This window comes from Pumilibacter muris (genome assembly GCF_943193045.1).
In the GTDB taxonomy this organism is placed as follows: domain Bacteria; phylum Bacillota; class Clostridia; order Christensenellales; family Pumilibacteraceae; genus Pumilibacter; species Pumilibacter muris.
This window is the reverse complement of the sequence record NZ_CALPCN010000007.1, coordinates 134,721-161,188: the sequence shown is the minus strand read 5'-3', so window position 1 is coordinate 161,188 and position 26,468 is coordinate 134,721. Positions and strand designations below refer to the sequence as shown.

21 protein-coding genes and 1 rRNA gene are annotated in these 26,468 nt (G+C 45.6%); 16 read left to right on the top strand and 6 right to left on the bottom strand.

Features of this window, described 5'->3' with window-relative positions; genetic code table 11:
* The 6 genes from NFR62_RS08855 to NFR62_RS08830 form a co-directional block, all read left to right on the top strand.
* On the top strand, positions 1-280 hold a 280-nt coding region (locus NFR62_RS08855; protein ID WP_251617565.1), incomplete at its 5' end, for a hypothetical protein.
* Between the two features lie 126 nt (positions 281-406).
* Complete coding sequence (locus tag NFR62_RS08850) at positions 407-892, top strand: hypothetical protein (RefSeq protein WP_251617563.1); 486 nt, start codon at positions 407-409, stop codon at positions 890-892.
* 121 nt (positions 893-1,013) lie between these two features.
* Positions 1,014-1,511, top strand: a complete 498-nt coding sequence (locus NFR62_RS08845; protein ID WP_251617561.1) for a hypothetical protein — start codon at positions 1,014-1,016, stop codon at positions 1,509-1,511.
* Between the two features lie 417 nt (positions 1,512-1,928).
* On the top strand, positions 1,929-3,182 hold the full coding sequence (locus NFR62_RS08840; RefSeq protein WP_251617559.1) for a lysylphosphatidylglycerol synthase transmembrane domain-containing protein: 1,254 nt from the start codon (positions 1,929-1,931) through the stop codon (positions 3,180-3,182).
* A complete protein-coding gene (locus NFR62_RS08835; protein WP_251617557.1) occupies positions 3,169-3,888 on the top strand; it encodes a CDP-alcohol phosphatidyltransferase family protein in 720 nt (239 codons plus the stop codon). Before NFR62_RS08840 ends, NFR62_RS08835 begins: the two co-directional genes overlap by 14 nt.
* Positions 3,885-4,733: a phosphatidylserine decarboxylase gene (locus NFR62_RS08830; RefSeq protein WP_251617550.1), complete on the top strand. Its 849-nt coding sequence runs from the start codon at positions 3,885-3,887 to the stop codon at positions 4,731-4,733. The genes NFR62_RS08835 and NFR62_RS08830 overlap by 4 nt, the downstream gene beginning before the upstream one ends.
* A gap of 47 nt (positions 4,734-4,780) precedes the next feature.
* Here NFR62_RS08830 and NFR62_RS08825 read toward each other — a convergent pair whose 3' ends face one another.
* The gene (locus tag NFR62_RS08825) at positions 4,781-6,787 is read right to left on the bottom strand and encodes an LTA synthase family protein (protein WP_251617548.1); all 2,007 of its coding nucleotides are present in this window, start codon (positions 6,785-6,787) and stop codon (positions 4,781-4,783) included.
* Between the two features lie 252 nt (positions 6,788-7,039).
* Here NFR62_RS08825 and rrf point away from each other — a divergent pair.
* Positions 7,040-7,156: ribosomal RNA gene (gene rrf / locus NFR62_RS08820) — 5S ribosomal RNA — on the top strand.
* A 118-nt stretch (positions 7,157-7,274) separates the two neighbouring features.
* On the opposite strand, the gene NFR62_RS08815 is transcribed toward rrf, so the two are convergent.
* From NFR62_RS08815 to NFR62_RS08795, 5 genes are all read right to left on the bottom strand, one after another.
* A complete protein-coding gene (locus NFR62_RS08815) occupies positions 7,275-7,874 on the bottom strand; it encodes a hypothetical protein (protein ID WP_251617546.1) in 600 nt (199 codons plus the stop codon).
* Positions 7,875-7,898: 24 nt separating this feature from the next.
* Positions 7,899-8,450, bottom strand: a complete 552-nt coding sequence (locus NFR62_RS08810) for a hypothetical protein (protein WP_251617544.1) — start codon at positions 8,448-8,450, stop codon at positions 7,899-7,901.
* Complete coding sequence (locus tag NFR62_RS08805; RefSeq protein ID WP_251617542.1) at positions 8,447-9,616, bottom strand: hypothetical protein; 1,170 nt, start codon at positions 9,614-9,616, stop codon at positions 8,447-8,449. Before NFR62_RS08805 ends, NFR62_RS08810 begins: the two co-directional genes overlap by 4 nt.
* Positions 9,617-9,699: 83 nt before the next feature.
* Complete coding sequence (locus NFR62_RS08800) at positions 9,700-11,097, bottom strand: glycine--tRNA ligase (protein ID WP_251617540.1); 1,398 nt, start codon at positions 11,095-11,097, stop codon at positions 9,700-9,702.
* A gap of 86 nt (positions 11,098-11,183) precedes the next feature.
* A complete protein-coding gene (locus NFR62_RS08795; RefSeq protein ID WP_251617538.1) occupies positions 11,184-13,400 on the bottom strand; it encodes a hybrid sensor histidine kinase/response regulator in 2,217 nt (738 codons plus the stop codon).
* A gap of 344 nt (positions 13,401-13,744) precedes the next feature.
* Here NFR62_RS08795 and NFR62_RS08790 point away from each other — a divergent pair, with 344 nt between their 5' ends.
* From NFR62_RS08790 to NFR62_RS08750, 9 genes are all read left to right on the top strand, one after another.
* Positions 13,745-13,921: a hypothetical protein gene (locus NFR62_RS08790; RefSeq protein ID WP_251617536.1), complete on the top strand. Its 177-nt coding sequence runs from the start codon at positions 13,745-13,747 to the stop codon at positions 13,919-13,921.
* Positions 13,922-14,132: 211 nt separating this feature from the next.
* On the top strand, positions 14,133-15,044 hold the full coding sequence (locus NFR62_RS08785) for a hypothetical protein (RefSeq protein WP_251617534.1): 912 nt from the start codon (positions 14,133-14,135) through the stop codon (positions 15,042-15,044).
* A 9-nt stretch (positions 15,045-15,053) separates the two neighbouring features.
* Positions 15,054-16,577, top strand: coding sequence for a hypothetical protein (locus tag NFR62_RS08780; protein ID WP_251617532.1), 1,524 nt, complete (start codon positions 15,054-15,056; stop codon positions 16,575-16,577).
* A 124-nt stretch (positions 16,578-16,701) separates the two neighbouring features.
* Positions 16,702-17,385, top strand: coding sequence for a hypothetical protein (locus NFR62_RS08775; protein WP_251617530.1), 684 nt, complete (start codon positions 16,702-16,704; stop codon positions 17,383-17,385).
* A gap of 21 nt (positions 17,386-17,406) precedes the next feature.
* Positions 17,407-18,180 (top strand): type III pantothenate kinase, encoded by a 774-nt coding sequence (locus tag NFR62_RS08770; RefSeq protein ID WP_251617528.1) that lies wholly within the window; start codon positions 17,407-17,409, stop codon positions 18,178-18,180.
* Between the two features lie 180 nt (positions 18,181-18,360).
* Positions 18,361-19,638 (top strand): homoserine dehydrogenase, encoded by a 1,278-nt coding sequence (locus NFR62_RS08765; RefSeq protein ID WP_251617526.1) that lies wholly within the window; start codon positions 18,361-18,363, stop codon positions 19,636-19,638.
* A gap of 262 nt (positions 19,639-19,900) precedes the next feature.
* Complete coding sequence (locus NFR62_RS08760) at positions 19,901-23,290, top strand: COG1361 family protein (RefSeq protein ID WP_251617524.1); 3,390 nt, start codon at positions 19,901-19,903, stop codon at positions 23,288-23,290.
* Between the two features lie 105 nt (positions 23,291-23,395).
* Entirely contained in the window at positions 23,396-24,727 is a 1,332-nt protein-coding gene (locus tag NFR62_RS08755; RefSeq protein ID WP_251617522.1) for a hypothetical protein, read from the top strand.
* A 35-nt stretch (positions 24,728-24,762) separates the two neighbouring features.
* Positions 24,763-26,346 (top strand): CTP synthase, encoded by a 1,584-nt coding sequence (locus NFR62_RS08750; protein ID WP_251617521.1) that lies wholly within the window; start codon positions 24,763-24,765, stop codon positions 26,344-26,346.
* Positions 26,347-26,468: the final 122 nt, after the last annotated feature.

The following is a 26,468-nucleotide window of genomic DNA, read 5'->3' as shown; positions in this document are numbered from 1 at the left end:
AAAAATGGAGCTTGTGGAGATTTTATCTGCGGATAAGATAGACGATTTCCTAAAAGTATATTGTAAAATTAAGTTTGTGTCTGCAGAAGAAGAGATGAGCCTACCGGAAGGTTGGTGTGTTCGGTTGCTTTATAAAGATGCATTCCATGTAATTTCATTAGATGTTAAGTTTGCTAGAATATATAGAGATGATGGTATATCAGTCCAATTAGGCAGTTTGAATATTACGCCTGAATACCGAGATATTTTGGTCAACAATTTTTTTGAAACACAAATTTAACAAAAGTAAAGAAAGCCGTTCGTTTGAGCGGCTTTCTTTGTATATTTGACAGCAACGGTTTTGTTGTGGTAAAATATGTTTTGTGATAAAAGCAGATTTTACAACATAAATACAAAGGAGATAAAAATGTTAAAAAGAGTTGTTGCCGTAATGCTTTTATGCTCAATAGCTTTTGGTTGTTTTGCTTGTACTCCGCCCAATTATTTTGATTATGAAGATATGAAAGAAGGGGTAATAAGAGTTGAGTTGATAAAATGTGCCGAATCGGAAGAACAGTCTGTTTGGTACCCGAGAAAAGGAGCTAAGCAAGAATACAAATCATTCGATTATGAAAAAATGGAGCTTGTGGAGATTTTATCTGCGGATAAGATAGACGATTTCCTAAAAGTATATTGTAAAATTAAGTTTGTGTCTGCAGAAGAAGAAATGAGTCTACCAGAAGGTTGGTGCGTTAGATTGATACGGAGTCGTAGTTTTCATGTAATTTCATTGGATGTTAAGTTTGCTAGGATATATAGAGATGATGGAATAGCAACTCAATTAGGAAGTTTAAATATAACGCCGGAATATAGGGACATTTTGGTAAATAATTTTTTTGAAACACAAATTTAACAAAACAAAGAAAGCCGTTCGTTTGAGCGGCTTTCTTTTGTTATGTTTGACAGTAGCATGATAGCTGTGGTAAAATAAGTTTTGGGATAAAAGCAAAATTTTAAATACAAAGGAGATAAAAATGTTAAAAAAAATTATTACCTTAATGCTTTTATGTTTAATAGCTTTTGGTTGTTTTGCTTGCACTCCGCCGAATCATTTCGATTATGATAATTTAAAAAAAGGGGTAACAAAAGTTGAGTTGATAAAATGTGCCGAATCGGAAGAGCAATCTGTTTATTATCCAAGAAAATCGTCAAATGTTTCAAATAACAAATATATTCCGTTTAAATTTGAAAATATGGAAATAGTAGAAACTTTAGCGGAAGAAAAAGTAGATGACTTTTTGCGAATTTATTCCGAAATCCGATTTTTGTATGCGGAAGAAGAGATGAATATGCCGGAAGGTTGGTGTGTTCGTTTGGTTTTTGAAGATGCATTCCATGTAATTTCATTGGACGTTAATTTTGTTGGCATATTTACGTCAGAAGGACTTCATATTCAGCGAATGGGTAGTGAGACCATACCGGAAGAATACCGAGACATTTTGGTAAATAATTTTTTTGAAACACAAATTTAACAACACAAAGAAAGCCGTTCGTTTGAGCGGCTTTCTTTTGTTGTTAAATAGTTTTGAAGAAAATTTAAAAAACTACCTCGAATTGCTTGCGGGGGGGGGAAGTATGGTATTATATTTACAAGCCTAAATATTTATGGGCTTAGGGATTGTATGAGCCTCGCCGTAACCGATTTACCGGGTTTGTTTCGGGGAGTGGCGTATAATCTTTATTATTACGAATATGTAAGGAGTTTTTATGTTGGTATACGTTTGACCGAGTAGGATATTATTTGATATAATTATGTTGGCGTTGCGATAAAAACAAGCGATATTGACAACGTGCGTTAAACTGTGGTATAATAAAAACGCGTTAAGCGGTTGAGCGTTTAAAAAATTTTAAACGTAACGCAATCGGCAATGCAACGGAGCGAAAGGCAAATGAGACGCAAGCTAACCAAAGGAGCAAAGAAGCAGATAATCAATTTGATTGTCCTTTTGGCGCTTATAGCGGTTACTTTGGTTATTTTGTTCCTCAGCAACCGCGAACTTGATTTCGGAAGCATTTGGGATTTTTTGCGAGCAAGCAATCCGCTTTTTCTTATTCTTGCGTTTGTTTGCATGCTCGGCTATATTTTGTTCGAAGCGCTGAGTTTGCACGTTATAAGCCGAGCTTTCGGGCATAAATGCAAGTTCCGCAAGTCCGTAGTGTATTCGGCTGCCGACGTGTATTATTCCGCCATAACGCCGAGCGCGGCGGGCGGACAACCCGCTTCGGCTTACTATATGGTGCAAGACGGGATGAGCGCGGGCACCGCAACGTTTTCGCTTGTGTTCAACCTTATAGCGTATACGGGCGCAATAATAGTGCTCGGCGCCGCCGCGTTCGCTATTCGTCCCGCAATGTTTTTGCAATTCGGCTTTTTAGTTAAGTTGCTGATAATTCTCGGGATAGCGGTGCAGTGTTTATTACTCGCCTTCTTTACGGCTTGCATGTTTTGCCACCGCGCTGTTTTAAAATGCGGGAACGCCTTTATAACCTTTTTTATAAAAATCAAGCTAATTAAAAAAGAAGAAAAATGGCGCGGAAAGCTTACGGGCGCCGTTGAAAAATACAAGAGCTGTCTTTCGGCTCTGCGCGAACACAGAGCGCTTTTTATTGCGGTATTGCTATTCAATATTATGCAACGTGCGTCGCAAATGCTTGTTACTTGCTTTGTGTGCACTTCTGTGAATATAGACACTTCGTTTCTTACGATTTTAGCGTTGCAGGCGTTTGTTACTCTCGGTTACAATTCGGTGCCGCTTCCCGGCGGCGTAGGCGCTTTCGAATATATGTATATGAACGTGTACTGCGTTTGCTTCGAAGATTCTTTCATTGTTGTGGCAATGATGGTTACGCGCACAATATCTTATTATTTGAGCTTGATAATATCGGGAGTTATTACGCTTGCGGAACACGGGCGATTAGTGAGGCGAAAGAAAGCGGAATCGCCTTTAACAGAAGAAACTTGCGCTGAAACAGAGCTTGCTATTGAACATGACGGAGAAATAAAGACGGAAGCGAACGGTGAACAAAATTCCGAAAGTTGCGCCGCAATCGAACCCGTAGCTACTAACGAAAAAAATTCAAACGAAGAAATAGACGGCGAATTACAGGAAGAAAAAGAACGAGGAACTGATGATGAAAGGTAAAAAAATACTCGGACAATATCATTACGGCGTGATACTTACATATTTATCGGTTATTGCCGCCGTTGTTGGAATTTGTTTTTCCGTTGTGCACCATACTTGGGTGGGCGTTATATGCTTGCTCGTGTCGGGCGTGTGCGACGCGTTCGACGGCACGGTGGCGAAAACGCGGAAAAACCGCACTATTGAAGAACGTATGTTCGGCGAGCAAATCGATTCGCTTTCCGACTTAATCGCGTTCGGGGTTGCGCCCGCTATGCTCGGATTCGGCATGGGAATGGATAGATGGTATTATGTTCCCGTGTTTGCATTCTTTGTGTTGTGCGCGCTTATTCGTTTGGCGCATTTCAACGTGTCGGAAGAATTGCGGCGAAACGAAGAACTCGCGGGGGGGGGTGCTCCTCGAAAATCTTACGAGGGGTTGCCCGTAACGAGCGCCGCTGTGGCATATCCGATTTTTTGGATGGTGGCGAGCTTTTTTTGGCATTCCGAAAAATACTTTTTTATATCGGGAATAATAATGGCTGCCGGACTTGTTCTTATGGCTGTGCTGTTCGTGCTCCGATTCCGTATAGTAAAGCTGAGAACAAGAGGAATTTTGATTGCAATAGGCATAGTGGCGGCGTTGCTTTTGGCTCTGCTTTTAGTTAAAGGACTGTGTTTTAGGCAGGTAAAGCCGCCCCGTCGCCATGACATTCCGTTTTTATGAGAGAGAAATATAAAGAGCCTACGCCGCCGAAAAGTTTGCGTTTTTTATACCGCAGCAGGTTAGGCGCGCCGCTGTTGCGTTTGTTGTCGGGCAGGGTTATTTCGAAAATAGTTGGCAAGTATCTTGACGGCAGACTTTCACGCCGCAGAATTAAAAAGTACGTTAAAAATAACGGTATCGATATGTCGCAGTATATAAGCGAAGATTACCGCAGTTTTAACGCGTTTTTCACCCGCAGAATACGCCCCGAACTTCGCCCTTTTGCCGAAGCGTCCGAAGCGTTCGTTTCGCCGTGCGACGCGAAGTTATCGTTATATAAGTTGGATTCCGACTCTACTTTTGAAGTAAAAGGATTTCGCTATACGGCGGAAACTCTTTTAAAAAATTCGGAGCTCGCAAAAAAGTACGAGGGCGGCTATTGCTTTGTATTCAGACTTGCGGTATCGGATTATCACCGATATTTTTACCTTGACAACTGCGAAAAAGAAAACAACGTGTTTATTAAGGGGCGGCTTCATACCGTTCAACCCGTAGCTCTTGAAAGAAGGCGGGTTTTTGCCGAAAATTGCCGTGAATACACTGTTATGCACACCGAAAATTTCGGCGACGTTACGCAGATTGAGGTGGGCGCTATGATGGTTGGGCGTATTGTGAACAATCACAATGCGGGGCGGTATTCGCGCGGCGAGGAAAAAGGCAGGTTCGAATTCGGCGGCTCCACAATAGTTGTGCTTGTTGAGCGCGACAAAGTGGTTCCCGATTCCGAATTTTTGCAAAACACAGCCGACGGTTACGAAACCGCAGTGCTTTGCGGCGAAAGAATAGGAACAAAATACTCCGAATAAAGCAAATAAAAACAGGCGAACGCTTTTTTCGTTTACCTGTTTTTTGTTTATTGTATCGATTTCAATTTTTCGTAATATTCGCTCTCTTTTTCGCCCGAAAGATAATCGTAGTAGAATATTCTGTTTGTATGGCTTACTTTTTGCATTAGAAGCACGGCTTCTTTTTCCGTTCGCTCCATATATGCTTCGTCGGCGTCTTGCGCCTTATAGCGTATTTTATTGAGCGACGAGAAATACACTTTGTCGGTTACGAACACGTCGTATGCGCGCGAATACAAAACGCTTTCGGTATCTTCGAACACGCTGTGTCCGTATAAAAGATTTGAAAACGTCTTTATTCCGAGTAAGTCGTATAGCGTGGGGAGTATGTCGGCGGTGCAAGTGAATTTATTTATTATGCGTCTGTTTTCGAATTTCCCGCCTTTTTTAAAGTCGTTTCCGTTTCCTATGCGCACCATAAACGGCACGCGGTATAGTCCGGTATAGTTTTCGGAATCGTATTTTCCGTCGGTTATGCCTTTAACCTCGCCCGAAAGCGAAGAATAGTAGGCGTTGTGGTCGCCGAAGAGCACAAGAACGGTATTATCGGCAAGTCCGCGTTTGTTGAGCTCGGAGTTGATTTCGCCTATGGCGGCGTCGAGTTCCATTGCGGCGGCAACGTATGTGCGGAAAGCTTTTTTAACGTTATAGTTTTTGTCGTGTTCGTCGGGGAGAGAAGCAACGCCGTATGCGTCGAGCTTATCGTAATATTTTTTTAAATTTTCGCGCGGTTCGTATTGTCCGTGTTGCGTAATTGTGGTTATATAAGTATAAAAACGGCGGTCGGTTGGAAACATGCTTTCGGCGCACGTTTTAATCATGTCGCTGTCAAGATTTCGTTCCCCGTTCCAAAGATAGTCGGGCATTCCCATTTTAGTCATGTCGTCGGCGGCTTTAAACGAATCGAACCCCAGCCCGTGAGTTAAATATTCGTTGCGGTTATAAAACGAAGCCGTGCCGTTGTGGAACGAGTTAGCCGCAACGGAGGAATCGAACGCTTTGAGCGTGCGCGCAAGGGAAGTGACTACTGTGTTTTTCGGATAGTCGTAGTTGGTGAATTTGTCGGTGGGGTACGCCCCTATTATAGAAAGGTTTTCGGATATGTCGGTTTTTTCGCGCGCGTGGAAATTATTCATTACCACCGCCGAATCGTAAAGCTCGTAGAGGTTTGGATAAAGCTGTCTGAGCGTTTCTTCGCTTGCGTCGAAACCGCCCGGAAATTTGGCGGCGTCGGCAATAAACGAAAACCATTCGAAACTTTCGCCGAGCACAGTTACAACGTTATAATTTTTTGCGATTCCGAACATGTCGGTTTGAGTGGAAATTTGCGAATAGACAAAGTTTTCGAGTTCGTCGGTGTCGCCTAATTTCACTTTGCTGAAAAACGCCCCTTTATATAGCTCGTCTATAAAGTTGCCCATAATTCCTTTATCGGCATAAGACGAAGTGTCGGTGCGGTGTAGTTTTGTAACGGTGTTGCTCGGGTCGTAGTTTCGGTGAGAGACGTAAGCAAACACGCCGTGCAGAATAAGAGTGCATGCCATAGCTGCGGCGGTGAGCGCAAGCGGCAGTTTTGCGGGTTTTGGCGGCTTGGGCACTCTTCTAATAAAGTAACGCCCGAAAAGAACGTAGGCGCTCAGCATTATTCCCGAAACGAGCACATAAACGAAGTTTATAGGTATGCTTTCAATGATTGCCATACCGTCTTTTCGAAGATTTAGCATAGAAAAGTCGAATATTGTGTCCGTCATTTCAAAAATAATAATAAACACGAGGTCTACCGCAAATTGAAAGGCGAGCAACGCGAAAGCGAACCAAAAACGACCGTTTTGATTTTTAACGGAGTACATAACGCTTGTGAACACAAGCATTATCGAAAGGTATATATACGGTTTGCGTATAAAAAATTTTCCGCCCGTAACAGTTACGGCGGTGAGCTCTATAATTAAGGAAACTGCCCAAAAAGCAAATATAAGATAATTTGTTTTTAAAGCGTTTAAGATTTTTTGCTTCATATCTGCTCCGAATACGAATATTATACTATATTATTTTTGTCAATGCAACAAAATAGCGCCGCTATGATATGTGGGTAATCTTACGTTTTTGTATAATTATTATGCGCATATATTCGCAACGTAGTATATGTATTTTTGTTGCGTGTTATAAAATTATAATGTTTTTATGAAAAGCTTTGTTAAAACGTTTGACAATTACCATGCGCTTATGATAGAATAATTAAGCTGTGAGTTCAAAGTTCACAGTACCATTGCGGTGACCATATCGCGAGGGACCCACCCGTTCCCATACCGAACACGGAAGTTAAGCCTCGTGGAGCCGAGGGTACTTGCTTGGCAACGAGCCGGGAGAGTAGGTAATTGCCGCATTTCATTAAAAACGATTGTGTAGTTTGCGCAGTCGTTTTTCTTTTTGCAAAAGTAAATCGGATTAAAAAAAGCGACGCCATTGTTTGTGGCGTCGCTTTAACTGTTAAAACGTTGTACGCTAATTTGCTGCGGCTTTGCGTTTTTTAAGTAGCGCGGGTATTGCGAGTTCGCCCGTAGAAATTTTGTAGAGCGCGGCTACGGGAAGAGCGCAAACAAAAGTTGCCGCGCAACCTATTGCCTCGAAAGGCAAATCGTTTAGAACGTATGCAAGGGGATGCACGCCCCAAATTATTATCGTTGCAACCACCGACACCCAAAAGTACAAAAGCTCGGAAAGCGCCGCCATAGCCGCATACGACCATACGCTTACGTTTTTATGTTTGCGGTTTAATAGTTTATACACGAAAAACGGCATCATGTATCCGAGCCAAACTTCGAGTAGCCACCATTGAACGCGCAATATGTTTGCGGGAAACCACGCAAGGCAACTGAGTTCGAACAAAACGGAATAAACAGAAACAAGCAATACGTTTTTCGCAACGTTCATGCTTGCCGCGCAAATAATTAAAATGGGGAACACGACGTTCGCAAAAGGAATGTCGAGAATAAATTGGTCGAAACACATTGCTCCGAGCAAAACGAACATTGCGACAAAACCTTTTATTCCTTTTGTTTGAGCAAGCCGTTTAACTTTTTCTTCGCTCATAAGATTGTTCATTTTTTTATTGCTCCTTATAGCGGGCTAATTCAGCCAACCGTTGTATACTATTATAACGAGTTTAACGTCGTCGTCGGTACCCGCGATTCCGTCGGTTCCGAATAGAGTTTGGTAATTCGCGCAACTCGAATATTTGCCGTCTACCGCAACATACGCCGTTTCAAGATTGTAGCGTGTTCCGTCTTGGAGAACGCATTCGTGAAACATATAGAACTTGTGTTGTTCCGCTCTGAAAGTTATACTGTCGGAACGTTCCGCGAAAAATTTTTTAACCGACTCGTATACCGTGTTTCCAAAATACGGAATTTCCCAACTTTCTATAATGTCGCCGTCGAGCTTTGAATGAGGGAAAGAATCCCACTCTTCGGTTTGCTGTTCTCCGTTAGGCATACGCAATTCAAGTACGAAACTTGCGTATTGCGTTTGGTCCGCGTCGGAAGGGTGGTAGTCGGGCGATTCGCTTTGCTTGTCTTTAAACCAAAGCTCGCCGCAACCGCTCAGCGCCATAAAACATAAAACGAGTATAGCGGTTATTGCCGCAATAGTCAAGCGTTTACGCACGTTGCCCGCCCTCACAGTTTTATAACCGCCGAATTTTGATTGTACGCGCCGAGCGGCGAGGGCGCCGACACGCCTTCGGTTTGAGCTATATACGCGATTGCCACAGCCATGTCGGTGAGATTGTTTATAATATAGTTGCCGTTTTCGTCCGTTTGCAGCCCGTTTCTCCACAGCGTTATAACGTTGTAACGTTCGTCCGCATTTTCTCCTGTGGCGGGCGACTCCTTAACGTAACTTTCCATATTTATTCCGTGCATCATTCCCGTAAGCAAAGCGTATTCGGGAACTGCGCCCGCGCCCGACGAAAGCGTTTGGTTATAATAGTCGCACAGTCTGTCGAGGTTTACCATTTCGTCAAGCGGTTGGTCCCAGCCGTCGGTGAACGGGAAATAGCCTTGCATTGTTTTTTCATAAGCCGCGCTGTATTTTTCGCTGTTGCGGTAAAGCGACGCGCACATGGGTCTGCCCGAAAAGCCCACCCAGTCGGGCGTGTCGCCCTCTTTTATAAAATTGCCGTCGCCGTCTTTTTCGTAATACGAAAGCATTACTTCGTCGCAGTGAGGAGTGGCGTTTTCTATTCCGAGATTTGCGGCGGTCATCGGCAAAACGTTGGTTGCGGAATATCCCCATGCCACTTTAACAACAGGCTCTTCTTCTACGGGGTTTCCCGCTAAGAACGAATCGACATTTTGTAAATATTTTTTAATCATCGGCAAATATGTGCTAAAAGAAGTGTCGGTTATGTTTGCCGCCGCGCAATATTGAAGATATTGATTGTATATATACGACCAACCGTATAAAAAGTCGGTAATGCCGTACCAACCTTGTTCCGCAGCGGGGGAAGAAACGAATTTGCTGTCGGAAAGCGCGCCATTGTCTACTATATAGTTTATAAAGTTAAGATATGTTTTTAATTGAACAACGTTGTCCGTTCCGTAAAAAACTCCGTCAACGTATTTAAGATACATGAGTTCGGTGCGTTCGCGCGCGGAGCGAGCCGATTGCACGACTTCGGAAAATTCTTGCGAATTTAAATACGTTTTGAGCGACGCGGAAAGTTCCGCCGCAAGTTTATCGGGTTCGCGTGCGGGTTCGGGCGTTTTTTCGCAACCCGTTGCAACAATCAGCGCCATTGCGGCGGTTATTAAAAGGCAGATTATACGCGTAATACGTTTTTTCAAAATAGTGTCTCCTTAAAAAACTCCGCTGTTAAAACGGAGTTTTTTTATCAAATCGCGTTTTAAGGCTTTTCGGCTCAATAAACTCAATATTCGAGCGCTTTTTCAAAGTAGGCGCCGAGTTCGCCGAGCGAAAGTCTTATTTGTTTCATGGAATCGCGTTCGCGCACCGTAACGGTGTCGTTTTCCAAAGTTTCGAAGTCTACCGTTACGCAATAAGGGGTTCCGATTTCGTCCTGCCTACGGTAACGTTTTCCGATTGAACCGGTAAGGTCGTAGGTGCAAACGAATTTTTTGCAAAGCTCGCGGTAAAGCGCGTCGGCTTTTTCCGAAAGATTTTTTTGAAGGGGGAGAACGGCGATTTTATACGGGGCGAGGAAGTGGTGCAAGTGCAAAACGGTGCGGGTGTCGCCGCCCTCGAGTTCCTCTTCTTCGTAGGCGTTGCACAGTAGCGCCATCATAGCGCGCTCAACTCCCAAGCTCGGCTCAACGCAGTAAGGAACGTATTTCGCGCCAGTGACGGGGTCGGTGTATTCCATGCTTTGTCCCGATTTATTTTGGTGGCATTTAAGGTCGTAGTCGGTGCGGTCGGCAATTCCCCAAAGCTCGCCCCATCCGAACGGAAATTTAAATTCGAAGTCGGTAGTTGCTTTGCTGTAATGGCTGAGTTCTTCTTTTTCGTGCTTTCTGAGCCGCAAATTTTCTTCTTTGATTCCAAGCCCCAAAAGCCATTCTCGGCAGAACTTTTCCCAGTAGTCGAACCATTCGAGGTCTGTGCCCGGCTCGCAGAAAAATTCGAGTTCCATTTGTTCGAATTCGCGTGTGCGGAACGTAAAGTTGCCGGGAGTTATTTCGTTTCGGAACGATTTGCCTACCTGACCTATGCCGAAAGGAATTTTCGCGCGAGTGGAACGTTGAACGTTTTTAAAGTTTACGAATATGCCTTGCGCCGTTTCGGGACGAAGATACACCGTAGCGGCGCTGTCTTCGGTTACGCCTTGAAACGTTTTAAACATAAGGTTGAATTTTTTTATGGGAGTGAAATCGCATTTTCCGCAAACGGGGCAGGGAATTTTATTGTCGGCAATATATTTCGAAAGTTCTTCGTTGCTCCATCCCGCTATTTTAACGTTCTTTTTTTTGCGTTCTATATAATCTTCCACAAGATTGTCGGCGCGGTGGCGGGTTTTGCACGATTTGCAGTCCATAAGAGGGTCGGAAAAGCCGCCGACGTGTCCGCTGGCTTCCCACACCGAAGTGTTCATAAGAATAGAGCAGTCTACGCCTACGTTGGTGGGGGATTCGGTAACGAATTTTTTCCACCAAGCTTTCTTTATATTATTTTTCATTTCCACGCCGAGCGGACCGTAGTCCCAAGTGTTGGCAAGCCCGCCGTAAATTTCACTGCCCGCGAAAATGAATCCGCGTCCTTTGCACAGCGCCACAAGTTTATCCATAGTGAGCGCGTTTTTCTTATCAGCCATTTTGTTGTAAGCTCCTTGTTTGTGTATCTTTCATTTTAATAAAAAACAGTTTGTTCGTCAAGCGTTTGCATAAGTTGAAACGCCTTTCACGCTTCCGCCTTGCGTCCGCGCAGTATTGCCGCCGCCGACGCGATGAGTTCGGCGCCGTCAAGCGGTTTTGTAAGGTGCGCGTCCATTCCTATTTCCATAGAAGTGCGCTTGTCGCTTTCGAACGCGTTCGCCGACAGCGCTATAATGGGAATGCGCGAGTGGGCGGGGTTAGGAAGTTTGCGTATAGTTGCTGTTGCCTTTAATCCGTCCATAACCGGCATTTGTATGTCCATTAAAATCAAGTCGTAATCGCCCGCGCAAGACGCCGCAACTTTATCTACGGCTATTTGCCCGTTTTCGGCTGTGTCTACGCAAAAACCCATGTCTTGCAAAATATCGGTTTCGATTTCGAGGTTTATTTCGTTGTCTTCCACAAGCAGTATTTTTTTGCCGCGCAATTCTTCGCTCGGTTCGTCGTGTCGAGCGTGTGGCGACTGCGTTTTTTGCCGAAGCCTGAAACTCAATATAACGGTAAAGACGCTTCCTTTGCCAACCGTGCTTTGTGCCTTAATTGTTCCGCCCATCATTTCGGTTATGTGCTTGGCTATAGTAAGACCGAGCCCCGAGCCGTACACGCCGCATAAAGTGGTGTTGTGCTCGCGCTCGAAAGGCTCGAAAATTCGTTTGAGCGACTTTTTGCTTATGCCTATTCCGGTGTCTTCCACCGAAAACTTGTAAGTTGAAAATTCCGAGTTCGGTTTGCGTTGCTCGCTTACGGAAAGACTCACGGAGCCGCCGTTTTTCGTGTATTTAACCGCGTTGTTCACAATGTGCGAAAGAATTTGAAGCAACTTGTCTTTATCGGCAAAAACGTCGGCGTGCTCGATTTGAGGCGTTATAACGTTAACCGATATATTTTTTTGGTTTGCTTGCGCCGAAACCGAACTAACCGCTTCGCCGATTATTTGCAAAACGTTACATTCCGTTTCGTTTATATGGAAATCCTGCGATTCCGAATATGTAATTTCCAAAACTTTGTTTGTCAGTTCGAGAATCTGATTGCTTGCCGCGCCGATTTTATTTAAATACTCTGTAACAAGCGCGGGATTTTGCGCGTTTTTTTGCGCGAGAGAGGTATAGCCGAAAATGGCGTTCAAAGGAGTGCGCATATCGTGCGACATATTTGAAAGAAAAGTGTTTTTTGCCACATAAGCGAGCTTCGAAGCGTTCAAAGCGTCTTCGAGAAATTGCTTTTGTTTTATTTGTTGCAAAATTTCTTCGTCTATGTTTCGATAGCCCATAACTATCTGCGAAACGTTTTCCGAGCTTCCCACGTTTACTATGCGAAGTTGAATGTATTGCACTTCGTTGTTTTGAATGCATCTGTAATTCAAATAGTAGGTGGGGCTTTCGGCAAGCTTTTCTATAATGGATTCGCACGAAGTCATTTTCGCCACAAGCGCGCGGTCTTCGGGGTGAACCCAAACATTCAAATAGTCGGAAACAAACCAGTTAAATTCGCGCACTTGCAACTTTTTTTCGAACTGCCGCTCGAGCCGTGTGCTTAGTCGGTACGGCAAAACCATGTTTTCATTAAGGTCGGCGTAAAGAATGGAGTCGTAGTTTACGCTCAATCCCTCTATAACTTCCAAACGCTGCAAATGCTCTTGCGTTATGAGTTTGCGCTCTTTGTCGTATTCTTTTATTATGTTTTTAAGCTTTTTTTCTTTTTCGAGTTTTTCGTTTAAAAGCGCTGCGGTTTCCGACATTCTGCGCGTGATTTTTTCGGTGGCGTCGCCTATAAACACATAATAAACGTCGCCTGCGGTTTCGGTGTGCACAAAATGGCCGTAGTCTTCCACCCAACGCACAACGCCGTTTTTGTCGGTTATTCTGTATTCAACATAGTCGAGGTTGTCACGGCTGCTTGCGATTTGCTCGGCTATGCTTTTTTCAACCGTGTCGAGGTCGTCGGGGTGCACCATTCCTTTAAAGGAATTGCCCGTAAGCTTGCGAAATTCCGCCAAATTATTGCACTTGAATATTTTTATAAGCGCTTTGTTTGCGTATATTATTTGTTCGTCGGCTCCCGCGCGGTATATTAGGAATCCGCCGGGTATTTCGTCGATAAAAGCTTGTATTTGCTTCGCCATTTCGGAATTGCGAACGGCGGCGGGGGATTCGGCTTCGTCGTGAAACGCGTCGCTCTCGTAAAGGCTTAGTATAGACAACATTCTTTCTATTAAATTGCCTTCCGATTTGCCGTTGCTCATAACGAAATCGTTCCTCCTTTTTGCTAAATTAAATTTTACCATAATAAAAAGCGTTTGTCAATTTAAGCGGGGCATTTTATATTCGAACGGATTTTCGCTTTCGTTTAATTATAACCCAACTTTTTTATCACACAGCCCGTTATATATCATATTATAAATTAGAGGTGCCTCTCAAACAAACGAAAAAAAGTCTCGACGTGCCCCACGAACGAAGAGAAATACGCAAGACAAAAAGTGACGGAAGGCTTGCCGCACCGTTTGCGCCGCATACCGGTGGCGGCAAAGGCGTTGCGGCAACCTGCGTCGCTCGAATTAAAACCAAATCGATTTAAGGAGGAACGGCAATGTTCAACAACTGCGGGAACGATATGTTCCTAATCATCCTTCTGCTTTGCTGCTGCGGCGGACGGGATAACGGCTGCGGATGCTACGAGAAAAAAGGCTGCGATTGCTCCGATATGCTGTTGTGGTACTTATTGCTCTCTTGCTGCTGCGGCGGAAGAGACGTCTGCTGCAAATAAGCGGTAGGAAAAACGACGGAACCGCGCCATACGGCGCGAATTATATACTGGCGGTAACTCCGCCGAAACTTATGTGGCAGCCGCCACCGAAACGGAATTCGTTCAATCGGGTTCCGTTTTCGTAATTTCGGGCGAAATTCGCGGCAAACGCTTGCAAAAAACGCGGTTTGCGTGCTATACTGATACATAACGTTTGTAGTCGGGAGGTAGCATGAAAAGAGTTTTTGCCGTTTTTGCGGCGCTGTGCGCGGCTTTTGCCGTAATATGCGGCTGCGCGGATAAAAATAAAACCGATTCGCCGCCGTCTTTCGTTTTTCCGCAGTCGGCGCAAGAGGAATACGCGCGCGCCTATTCAGTTGCAAACGGCAAAGCTTTCGATTTCGATAATATTGCGGAATTTAACATGACGCAAACCGTTTCTGTTTTCGTGCCCGAATTGAACTCGGTTTTAGACGGCGCGGGAAAACCCGCGTATCCCACGCTTGAAAGCAGGGAGTATTACTTCGACGCGAGCGAACGCGAAAATATCCGTTCGCGCGTTTTGGAAAACAGAGCGGTGTTCTCCGATAGAAACGTCGCGCCCGTTTATGTTAGCGAACTCAAAGCGTTCGTGCAAAATTCTCTTTACGTTTCGAGCGTGAAATTTCCGGATTTTCAAATTCCCGACGATTTGCCGCCCGTTGCGGTGTGGAACTCGTTTGACGAATATTGCGCCGATTCCCGTTCGTTTGACGTAGCGCTTCAAAATATATTTCCGTATCCCGCCGAACTTTTTTCTACGTTTACGGGCGGATTGAGCGAAAATCCTGACGTTTACGGAATAACTTGCGAGGTGTCGTCTGAAAAGTATTCGGAGTTTTTCGACTTGTTCGCGGAAAAATACTCGTTTAAATCATGGTTTGCCGCGTCGGAAAATTCGCCCGACGACAAGCTGTACGAAAGCTTTCTCGACCCGCTCTTTTTCGAAAGCGTGTCGGTTGATATATCCACAACCGAGCGTGGAGTTTCAACGGAGTCGGTAACGTTTACGGCGTTGCCCGCGCCCGTTCCGTTCGAGGGGCTTACCCAAAGAGTAACCGTAACCGCAATTACGCGGTATTCTTTTGCGGAATTCGGCAAATAGGAGGAAAAAATGTCTTTACTCGACTTGTATCTTGAAAAAAGCGGCGAAATAAATCCGCAGAACGCGTCTTTTGCGGCAAAAGATATGTATCTTTTCGATTTTACCACAAATTTCAGAACCCTTCACAGCGTGGAAGAGGGGTTCCGCACGTTTAAAAAAATAGGCGAAATGACGGAAGAAGAACGTCAGGCATATATGGAAGAAAGCCCCGAAAAAGCGAAAAGTTTTGTGAACAACATGATTCGCACCAAGCTTTTTGTTCCGCGAGGCGGAAAACCTGTGCTCACCGTTAAAGGCGAAGTATTCGAAAAATTTCTCGGCGAAAGGCTCAGCCCCGACGACCGGTGGTTTATAGACTTTCTTTTTGTGGCGGACTCGTATTTTTCGCTTAAAACCAACTACATATTTTCGAGAACGCGCGAAGTGTTCGACGCGTGGGAAAAAGCGGGTTACACGGTTGGGCAAATTTATAACGCGCTTATATATCTTTTTAACGTGCACGACGTGTCTATGGAGGAATTCCTCAGAACGGAATATATTATAATGATAACGTTCCGCGACTTTCCCGAATTTTTGCGTGCGTACCGCGACAGCAACGAATTCGAAAAAAACGCGTTGCACGAATATATTGTGGACAATTATTCCAAAGGGCGTTATAACTGCATAGTAACTTCGAAGTTTGCGCCCGGCGCTTTAATAGATTGCGAAACTGTGCTTGACGACGCGAAAATTTTGTTTTTCGCGCACTACATAGACGGAAGCAATCCCATAAGCCTCGAAGATATGCTCGATACGTTCGAAGAGGCTTACACTCGTTTTTACAGAATCAACGCGAAACGCGTTATGAATTTTATAATGATGTACGAAGACGTGTTCCGCATGACGTACTTAAATCTTTTTTCGGATACGCGCGAATTTAAGCTCGACGATAAAATAATAGCTGCGGCGAAAGAAAAATTCGAAGAGGACGACCTTGAAAAAGCTTTGATTGAACCGCTCGACTACACCACAACCGAAACGCTCGAACTTTTGGGAAAAATAAACTCCATGTTTTCGGTTGCGGCGAAAGAAGCAACGGGGTATAAATGCGAGCTCGACGGAGTTAACCGTTGCAGATATTTTACGGATAAAGACACGGGAATGCCGTATCTTGAAGTGCACCAAATAATTCCGCGCGATTATGCGGGCGAATTCGACGTTAGCATAGAGCGCGCTTCAAACTATGCGGCGCTTTGCCCTCATTGCCACAGATTGATTCACGAGGCCACCGATTCCGAACGTTTCAGAGCGTTGAGCGAATTGTATAGGTTGCGAAAAGACCGCCTCGATGCCGACGGCATCGTGCCGACTAACGAGCTTTTGTTTGCCGTATACGGTATAGAACAGCAAAAGTTGCAGCCCGGCGAGAACGATTTTGCCAAACCGTTGCTCGAAGCCGCGCAACCAAAGCTCGCGGCGGGCAAGGGAACGGGAAAGCAAACGGCTTCGAAAACGAAAAAAGCCGCCACCGTTAAAAAAGCTAAAAAAAGATAGCGCAAATAAGTCCGTTAATGCGGCAAAAAAACGCACGGTATTGCGATTGTAAACCGTAGCAAAATGTTAAATACTATATTATGCCGGCTATTTTCTATATGAAAAAGTCGAGCGGAGAGAAAAAATGAAATCGAACGTAAAACTGATTACTGTTGGGGCGGTAACGCTTGCTCTTACGGCGGTGCTCGGATTGTTGCCGTATGTGTTCCTTATACCGTTACTGTTCACCTGTGTAACGCGCGGTTGGAGAATGACTTTTTTCGAATCGCTGTGCTTCGGCGTGCTCAGCCTGCTGTATGCGTTTATGAGTCCCGCTTCTTTCGTGGCGGCGGCTTTCATAGCAAACCCGTGGATTCCCATTATTCCGCGAATTGTGGCGGGGCTGGGGTGCCACGCGACGTATGTCGGGCTTAGGCGCGTATGCAAAGGCGAAAGCAAGTTTATGCGAGCGCTTCCCGTTGTGGCGGCTTGCGCGGTAGGTTCGATTTTAAATACCGTCACAGTTGTGCCTTGCCTTATGTGGCGCGGCGGTATGCTTTTCGGAACATACGAAATGACTCGCGCTATTCTTTTAACCGAAACTTTGATTTCGGGGGCAATCGAACTTGCCGTTGCGGTGAGCGTGGTGCCGTCGCTCGCTTTCGCGGTGGGAAAAGCGTTGCGGCTTGATGGTTACGAGCCCAAACGAAAACTCGAAAAGGCGGCGACGAACGCCGAAAATTGCGCGGTTTCCGACGGAGAAAAGTCGGATATTTGCGAAAGTAACGAAACAAATTGTGCCGCGAGCGAAAACGCTCGGCGAATTTAAATCGAGTTAAGGAGAAAAAATTTGCTTCTTGTAATAGACATAGGAAATACAAACATTAAAATGGCGGTTTTCGACAACGACGAAATCGTTATGTCGTTGCGTCTTGCCACCGTTACGGGCAAAACAAGCGACGAATACGGTTTGAACGTTAAAGATTTGCTTACTGCGGGCGGAATCGCGCTTGCCGACATAACGGCGGTTATTATGAGCAGCGTGAATCCCAACCTTAATTACACGTTCGAACACATGGTGCGCTATTATTTTAAGGTTAAGCCAATGCTTGTGGGCGCAGGTATAAAAACGGGATTAAACATTCGTTACGGCGACCCGAAAGAGCTCGGAAGCGACAGAATAGTTAATTCGGTGGCGGCTTATCATACCTACGGCGGACCCGTAATTGTTATAGACTGCGGCACCGCGACCACTTTTAACGTGATTAGCGAAAAAGGCGAATTTTTGGGCGGGCTAATATCGTTCGGACTTAAAACGAGCGCCGACGCGCTTTCGGGCAACACCGCGAAATTACCCAAAATAGAACTTGTTTCGCCCCCGAGCATTGTGTGCAAAACCACAATCACGAACATGCAGTCGGGAATAATAAACGGGTTTCGCGGCATGGTGGAACATATTATAAAGAAAATAAAAGAAGAAACGGGCTATAAAGATGCGAAAGTGGTTGCAACGGGCGGGCTCAGCGAGCTAATAAGAGCCGACGGCGACGCGATAGACGTGTTCGACAGAACGCTTACTTTAAGAGGACTGAACATTATATATAAGCTGAATACGCAAAAGTGATTTCGTTACTGCGAGAGAGTGAAACGAGCGCGGCATTATTAAACATAAAGCGAAATAAAGCAACGGGTGATTGCCGCGTAGTCTGTCGGCTCCTTGCAACGGCACTGTGTTATATGGTAACGCGAGCGGAGCGGCAATCTTTACAATATAAACATATACAAAACGTTAAAGGATATAAATATGAGAAAAGTAAACGTGGCAATAATGGGACTCGGCACTGTGGGCGGCGGCACCTACGACATTTTAACCGAAAATCACGAGCATATCAAACGCACGCAAGGCGTGGACGTGCGCGTTAGGCGCGTGCTCGACCGCGACCGCGAAAGAGTGCTCGGAAAGGGCGTTCCCGCCGAAGCGTTTTGCGAAAGTATAGACGATATTGCCGCCGATAAAGAAATCGATATAGTTATAGAAACGATGGGCGGCGTTGAGCCTGCGAAAACGTTTATAATAAAAGCTCTCGAAAGCGGGAAAAGCGTTGTAACCGCAAACAAAGAACTTATAAGCAAATGTTGGTACGAACTCGAACCTGTTGCGAAAGCGCACGGGGCGGGGCTGTATTTCGAGGCGAGTTGCGTGGGCGGCGTTCCCGTTATCCGCACGCTTACCGAAAGTATGCAAGCCAACCGCGTTTGCGAACTCTACGGAATAATAAACGGCACCACCAACTATATATTAACCAAAATGACAGAAGACGGAATAAGCTACGAAAACGCTCTTCGCGAGGCTCAACAACTCGGTTATGCGGAATTTAATCCGTCGGCGGACGTTGACGGCTACGACGCTATGTACAAGCTCAGTATACTTTCTTCGCTCGCGTTTCATACGTCTATTCCTTACGAAAGCGTTTACCGCGAGGGGATTAGCCGCATAACCGCCGAAGATATAAAGAGCGCGAAAGAGTTGGGGTACGTTATAAAACTGCTCGCAATAGGCAGGCGCGACGGAAACCGTGTGGAAGCGAGAGTGCATCCCACTTTTGTGCCGCAGGACCACCCGCTCGCGGGAGTGCGCGGCTCGTTTAACGCGGTGCTTCTCACCGGCGATTATGTAGACGACATTATGCTGTACGGCAGGGGGGCGGGCGCAAGACCTACGGGAAGCGCCATAGTGTCGGACGTGATTTTTTGCGCGAAACGCAAAACTCACGATTACACAGATTTCGGCATAAGCAACAAAGCCGACGCGGGAATAGAACTCGCAACCGATTTCAGTTCCAAGTATTATATTTCGCTCACGGCGTGCGACCGCGCGGGCGTTTTGGCGTCGGTGGCGAAAATTCTCGGCGACTACGGGGTGTCAATCGGCACTATTTTGCAAAAGGGAAGCGTGGGCGAGCACGCGAGCATAGAGTTTTTAACTCATACGGCGAGCGAAAAAGCCGTAACCGAAGCGCTTTCCAAAATAGAAAAGCTTGCGCCCGTTCGCAGTATAGACAGTTTTATACGTTGTTTGTAACGTTTAAATACACAGCTTAAAAAAGGCTTGCGATTAAAGCCCGAAAGAGGGGCTTACGGTTGCATAAAAAAAAGATTTTGTTAAAATAATAACTTTGCATTAAAGCCAAGCGGTTGCGATTTGTGAAAACGGCGCGAACTTTGCATTAAATGTTAATTGTTTGCCAAAATTCGCATATTTTGTTTGACAAATGCAATTATCTTATTATATAATTGTGCTGTTAGCATTAAAAATTCCACTACACCATAGGAGATTTCGATTGATGAAGAAACGCAAAGGCATTTGGATGGCATTACTTACGGTTATATTATCCGTTGCCATGCTGATGGGGACAACCACTATCGGCGCATTCGCTTTGGGAGTAGATAACGGCTTTCAGAGTTCGAATGTGACGTTCGTTAAAAAATTGTCTTACGGGAAAGAAACCGACAAATTCAGCGGAGCTACCAAAGTAGTTGCTCCGAGCGGAGAGGAAATCACGTCGCTTGCAACGTTCACTCCCAAAGAAATAGGTGCTTACACGGTGTATTACGGCGAAGGTTACAGCTATGTTGTGCCTTGCGTTCTCGATAAAGACTACGAATTGCGCGTTGCTCACAACGGCGCGGATATCGCCACCTATATGCAGGCGGGCGAAACGCTTACCGTGCCCAATGCCGCCGTTTGGGCGAAAACCGACGATTCCGCTTCCGACTACGAGTATATTAAAGTGGACGATATGGAAGTTAAATGGGAAATCGACGGCGAAAACGTCAATAGTACCGACGTCGTTTCCGTGCAAAACGGCTCCGCAGCAACCGATTCCGAAGTTGTGATTAAAAAACCCGGAACTTATACCGTGCACTATTACTGCACCGTTAAAGGCGGAAACAAATATCTTTTTAAAGATTATACCGTTAAAGTGCAGGCTCATTTCAACGATTCCACCGTTCCCACTTTGAACGTTGTGAACATTCCCAAAGAAATTAGCCTTAACACAAAAATCACTCTTCCTAAGGCTACCGCAACCGACAACTACGACAGCAACGTTAAAGTGTTGGTAACGGTTATAGCGCCCGACGGCAATCCCGTTAAGCGCGTTAAACTCGGCGAAGATAAGTACGCCGTTGAAACTCTTACGGAAGACGTGTTGTTCGAAAACGACTACAACCTCAGCTTTTATCCCACCCAAAAGGGCAAATATAAAATAACTTACACGGCTGTAGACGATAATCCCAACAACAAAACCCCTTCCACAATTCATAACTACGAGACCGAAGCGGTAGATAGAACCGCTCCCGTTCTTAAAGAAATCGAAGACGAGAAAATACCCACCAAATGGGGAATTAACGTAACCAAGAAAAAAGAGGGAACAACTTCTAACGAAACGGAATCGGTTGATACGAAAATTACGTTCCCGTATCCGAATTACGTTGACAACTTCGATAAAGAAAACATAACCGTTGTGTTCGAAATCAAAGACACGGTAAACAACAAAACCGTTGTTCGTTTCGAAAACATTTACGACCAAAACGAAGACGGAACACCGGGCGACAACGCCAAATACAGCTACAACGCGAGCAAGCAGAGCAGCGGTATATACGGCGCGAAAGACGGCGAAAAGCTTGAATTTACTAAGGAAGGCTTAAAGAACTTCGACTTTGGAGTTTACAAAAATAGTATCGAAAAAGTGGAAGGCGAAGGAACAAGCTATACGGGAACGTATACCGTAAGCTATCAAGCGCGCGATTCCGTGAACAATATCACCACCAAAACCTACGATATTGTTCTTGAAGAAAATTTCAACGATACTACGGCTCCGTCGATTCGCGAACTTAGCTTCGGCGACGATTACTTCCTTTTCACTGCCGACGAAGAAGAGTTCACTCTTCCCACTCCGGTAATAACCGACGAAACCGACACCCGTCCCGTTGTCGAATACAGACTTTGGGCAGGCGCTCCCGATGCGGAAGGAAGCAAGTCTATTCCCGTAAATGGCGGCGATACCGTTAAGCTTAAACTTAATACCGACAACAAGCCCACGATTACGTTGGAAAACAAGTTCGATGCAACTAAAAACGAAACGCTTGTGTTCGAGGCGAACGTAGAATGTTACTACACTGTTGACGCCACCGACGACGCGGGAAACAAATACCGTCAAACAAACTACAACGCCGATGCGAGCAAGAATAAGCCTATAAAAATTATAAATTCTTCGGCTACTGAGTTTACGAATCTTCCCGAAATTGATACTACGGCGTTGGAAGAAACTTTCGGAGTTAAAGAAAGCGAAACGGGTCCCGAACAAGAATGGGTACTCAAACAGGGCGTAGACAATCCCTTAGGCGATATTACTTTTGCGGTTGATAGCTCTATTCGTGAGTTCGTAGGCTTCGAAATCAGCTTTACGGTAGACGGCAAAGTTTGGAACACGGGCGACGTTTCGCTTGAAACTTTCTACGACGGAACTAACTTGCATGTTCAGAATATTACCGTAGCTCCGCCTAAGAGCGACAATATATCCATGTATTTCCGAGTGTTCAACGTTGTAGGGCTTAGCAAAACCATTAAGGTTGATTACAAAACCGACGGCAAGAGCGACGATTCGGGTAACATAGGTGCCGCTCTCGACGTGGGCACTACGGGCAACGTTTACACTTCGTATCTGCTTCGCAATAAGAACGTTTCCAAGCCTGAGGATATAGCCCCCGATAAATTGTATGTAGTGCGCAAAATAGAAGGCAAAGGCAAATTCAGCCTTATGAGTTCTTTGTTCACCGCTTACAATGCAGGTTCGTTCACTTTCACCGACGGCTATTACAAAACCGGTTCGAGCGATATAACTCCGCTTAGCAAGGTTCCTTCGTATACCGTTGCAATTAGCGAGAGCGCAACGCCCGTTTGGCAGGTAATGGGTAAGATGCCCACCTACAAAGCGAAAAACGCTAAGGTAGAGCTTCCCGCAGTTGTGGCTTCGTCGCAATACGCGAACGCTAAAATAGAAGTTTCGGTAACCGACCCCGACAGCAAAGCGTTGGATGTTGTGAAAGACGACGCTAACAAAGATTTGGACGCCGAATACGAAAACGGCAACGTTGTTCTCCGCAACGGCAAATATGAATTTAAGGCTAAGAAAGACGGTTCTTACACCGTGACCTATACCGCTTCTTACGGCGACAGCCAAAAGATGACGCAGTCTTACACGATTAAGGCGGGCGACGTTGTGGCTCCCACGTTCACCGTTTCGGAACCCGCAGCTCGCGCAACCGAAAACAGCGTGTTCAAGTTCAGCGCCGTAACCGTAACGAGCGAAGAAGACCTTAAGAGCGACGTTAAGAGCAGCATACGCTATCAAAAGACTCTTAAAGCTCCCGACGGCACTGCGGTGTACACCGTAGACGGCAGAGGCGACACCTACCGCGACAAAACAATGGACGATACCAACAAAGGTTATACGTTCACCAAAACGGGCAACTACACAGTTGAATACGTTGTGTACGACAAAGTCGGCAACTCGTCGGTAACGTCTTACACAATCAACGTGAGCGCGGCAAAGGTGAACAACCCCGTTTCCACTAAGATAATAAGCACCATTCTTATTATTGTTGGCGTGCTGTTGATTGCGGGCGTAATTCTCTACTTCGTAAGATTCCGCAAGGTTAAAAGCAAATAAAAACTCAGTGCGTTTGGGCGAGTAAAAAATTAAAAGCGGCGATATTTTTGCCGCTTTTATATTTGTAGTCAGCTATTCGCGGTTACCGAGTAAAGGAGACGAGAAGTGTCGGAAGAAAAGGAAAACAAGCGTTTCGATTCAGTTACGGCAGATAAAAAAGAAAAGTGCGTTGAGGCTCTTAAAGCGGCGAACGGATATTCTTTAAAATCCTTTTTTCCCGTGTCGGATAATTGCCATTTCGAGCGCTATAATTTTGCGCATCCGTTCGGCAAGCTCGGCATTGTGTACGATACGAAAGCGCAAATATTTTCTTTCACGGCAAAGCGCGAGCTGTTGGATTTAGCTGTTGCGGCGTCGGGTATTGCCGCCGACTATAAGAGCGTTGCCGATTTGCCGATAGCCGAAAGCGCGGAAAACAAGCGCGAGAGCAAAGAAAAACGGCAATCCGCGTCGCCTAAAAGTGAACGTCGGAAAACGGCGGAAAAGCCCGCGCAAAAATCCGCGAAAAAATCAGTTGAAAACGCGATATTAAAACCGCAAAAAAAAGCGAGCTCGAAAACCATGAAAAAAGAGAGCGCGCCCGAAAAAACGTCGCCCGCACAGCCCGCTGTTCAGCAAACGGAGACGCCCGAATATAAAAACGGTTATTCTATTAAAAAGTGCTCTCGGCAAAGGCTGGACGGAATTTTAAAACGTATACGCGCGCTGAAAGGCGTTAGCGTTACGGGCGACTCCGGAAAAGAAATTGTTACCTACGCAATATCGGAACGTAACACTAAGCAAAAGTGCTTGTTGCGGTACACAACGGGCAAGCAAACCGTTCAGCTTCAGGGCAAGCGGAGTAATCTTTTCGGAGAAGTGCAAGTTATTTTAAGCAGCGGTTCGGGCTTTTCGGAAGCGGTTGGGTCGCACATGGAGCTTACGGGCGAGCAAATGCGCATGAGCGCGGTTCAGCGCAGCTTGAAAAAGCTTTTGCCCGACGCGTTCGACTTACTTTCCGAGCAGTCGAAAATAGACTTGGGAATAGGCATGATAGACATAGGCAATAGCGAAGTGCGCCTAAGCGATTATTCCGTTTTGCTTGTGCCGCCTTATCGGGGGCTTGAAAGATTTATTTTCGATTTGCAACAGGCAAAGTCGATATCCGTTAAAATGATAGGGCAGGCATACGAAAAGGAAGACAGCGGAAAGCACGTTTTAAAGCAGTGCTATCGCCGCAAAAACGGAATCGTTTATTCCGAAGTTATGAGCGCTTTATATTGCGAGTATTTTGAAAAGCGGAACTTTTACGCTCATTCCGACAACACCGAACTCGGAAACAGCCGCATAATAGGCGACAAAGCTACGGCGAAAAGCATTTTCGACCGTTTATGCGAAATAATAAACTACAACGGAAAAAAGCTGAAAGAAACGGGTTTTACCGTGATAAAAGCTTAAAGATACATTTACCGATTAAGGAGGCTATGGAAAAAATGGCGAAATTTATTTTCGTTACGGGCGGCGTTGTGTCTGGACTCGGCAAAGGGGTGACTGCGGCGAGTTTGGCGCGTTTGCTCAAAGCGAGAGGATACAGGGTTACGCTTCAAAAATTCGACCCGTATTTTAACGTGGACACTTCTAATTTGAGCCCTTACCAACACGGCGAAGTATACGTTACCGAAGACGGCGGCGAAGTTGATTTGGTGGTTGGGCATTACGAGCGTTTGCTCGGCGAAAACTTGGGTATTAAAAATGACGTTACGAGCGGGCAGATTTATGCGTCGGTTATTGCCAAAGAGCGCACCGGCTATTATAACGGAAGCACCGTGCAAGTTGTTCCGCACATCACGAACGAAATTAAAGAGCGCATTTATTCGCTCGATACGCCCGACAGCGACATTGTTATAACCGAAATAGGCGGCACTGTGGGCGACATAGAGTGTCATCCGTTTTTGGAAGCTATCAGGCAGTTTAAAGTGGAAGCGGGCAAGGGCAACGTGCTGTATATCCACGTTACGCTTGTGCCGTATATAGAAATGAGCGGCGAACAAAAAACCAAGCCCACTCAACACAGCGTTAAGGAATTGCAAAACGTGGGTATTCAACCCGACGTTATTGTTTGCCGTTCCGATTATCCGATAGGCGCCGACAGTAAGCGAAAACTCGGACTTTTTTGCAACGTTGACCACGATTGCATTATTCAAAATCTTACCACCGACAATATTTTCACAGTGCCGCTCGCTCTCGAAGAAGAAGGGCTTGCCCGCGTTGCCGCGCGAAAATTGCGTCTTGAAGAGCGCGAGCCCGACCTTGACTCGTGGCGCGAATTTTGCGAGAAAGCGCAACGCGTTCATTCGAGCGAGAACAAATTGCGCATAGGGCTTGTGGGCAAATACGTTGAGTTGCACGACGCCTATGTGTCGCTTACCGAAGCTCTCGACCACAGCGGCATTGCTATGGATACTTGCGTGGAAATTGTTTGGATTCCGAGCGAAAAAGTTACGCCCGCCGCTGTTTCAAGACTTCAATCGCTGAGCGGCATAGTTATTCCCGCAGGATTCGGCGAACGCGGTTTCGAAGGAAAAGTTAACGCTGCGCGTTTCGCCCGCGAAAACGGCATACCCGCGCTTATGCTCGGCATGGGAGCGCAGGCGGGGCTTGTTGAGTTTGCAAGAAAATGCGGCATGGAAAAAGCCAACAGCACCGAGTTCGATAAGAAAACGGCTTATCCCGTTGTGTATTCGCCGTTCGAAGCGCCGCGATTTAGGTGCGGAGCCGAACCCGCGTCTGTTAAAAAGAACACGTTGCTTCATAAAATTTACGGCACAGACATAATTTCGGAGCGCCACCGTCATAAATACGAATTTAATCCCGCTTTTCAGCGCGAACTCGAAAAAGAAGGGCTTGTGTTCTCGGTTAAAGGAACCGCAGGTAAACTTTACGAGGCTTACGAACTTCCGGGACATCCGTTTTATGTCGGCGTAGTGTACCGTCCCGAATTTAAGTCGCGCCCCGATAATCCCCATCCGCTAATAACGGCGTTTATAGGTGCGGCAAAAGAGAGAGCAGAAAAATAAATTTTGTTTGATATTGAAAAAGGAATACGTTTTAAAGCGTATTCCTTTTTTAAGTGGTTTAGCGTATTGAATTTTTGTTTTTAACCGCTAACCTCAATGTCGATGTGAAAATTTGCGGCTAA

Coding starts and splice junctions, on each gene's coding strand:
- NFR62_RS08850 (WP_251617563.1), top strand. CDS start 407: ATGTTAAAAAGAGTTGTTGCCGTAATGCTTTTATGCTCAATAGCTTTT.
- NFR62_RS08845 (WP_251617561.1), top strand. CDS start 1,014: ATGTTAAAAAAAATTATTACCTTAATGCTTTTATGTTTAATAGCTTTT.
- NFR62_RS08840 (WP_251617559.1), top strand. CDS start 1,929: ATGAGACGCAAGCTAACCAAAGGAGCAAAGAAGCAGATAATCAATTTG.
- NFR62_RS08835 (WP_251617557.1), top strand. CDS start 3,169: ATGATGAAAGGTAAAAAAATACTCGGACAATATCATTACGGCGTGATA.
- NFR62_RS08830 (WP_251617550.1), top strand. CDS start 3,885: ATGAGAGAGAAATATAAAGAGCCTACGCCGCCGAAAAGTTTGCGTTTT.
- NFR62_RS08825 (WP_251617548.1), bottom strand. CDS start 6,787: ATGAAGCAAAAAATCTTAAACGCTTTAAAAACAAATTATCTTATATTT.
- NFR62_RS08815 (WP_251617546.1), bottom strand. CDS start 7,874: ATGAACAATCTTATGAGCGAAGAAAAAGTTAAACGGCTTGCTCAAACA.
- NFR62_RS08800 (WP_251617540.1), bottom strand. CDS start 11,097: ATGGCTGATAAGAAAAACGCGCTCACTATGGATAAACTTGTGGCGCTG.
- NFR62_RS08795 (WP_251617538.1), bottom strand. CDS start 13,400: ATGAGCAACGGCAAATCGGAAGGCAATTTAATAGAAAGAATGTTGTCT.
- NFR62_RS08790 (WP_251617536.1), top strand. CDS start 13,745: ATGTTCAACAACTGCGGGAACGATATGTTCCTAATCATCCTTCTGCTT.
- NFR62_RS08785 (WP_251617534.1), top strand. CDS start 14,133: ATGAAAAGAGTTTTTGCCGTTTTTGCGGCGCTGTGCGCGGCTTTTGCC.
- NFR62_RS08780 (WP_251617532.1), top strand. CDS start 15,054: ATGTCTTTACTCGACTTGTATCTTGAAAAAAGCGGCGAAATAAATCCG.
- NFR62_RS08775 (WP_251617530.1), top strand. CDS start 16,702: ATGAAATCGAACGTAAAACTGATTACTGTTGGGGCGGTAACGCTTGCT.
- NFR62_RS08765 (WP_251617526.1), top strand. CDS start 18,361: ATGAGAAAAGTAAACGTGGCAATAATGGGACTCGGCACTGTGGGCGGC.
- NFR62_RS08760 (WP_251617524.1), top strand. CDS start 19,901: ATGAAGAAACGCAAAGGCATTTGGATGGCATTACTTACGGTTATATTA.
- NFR62_RS08750 (WP_251617521.1), top strand. CDS start 24,763: ATGGCGAAATTTATTTTCGTTACGGGCGGCGTTGTGTCTGGACTCGGC.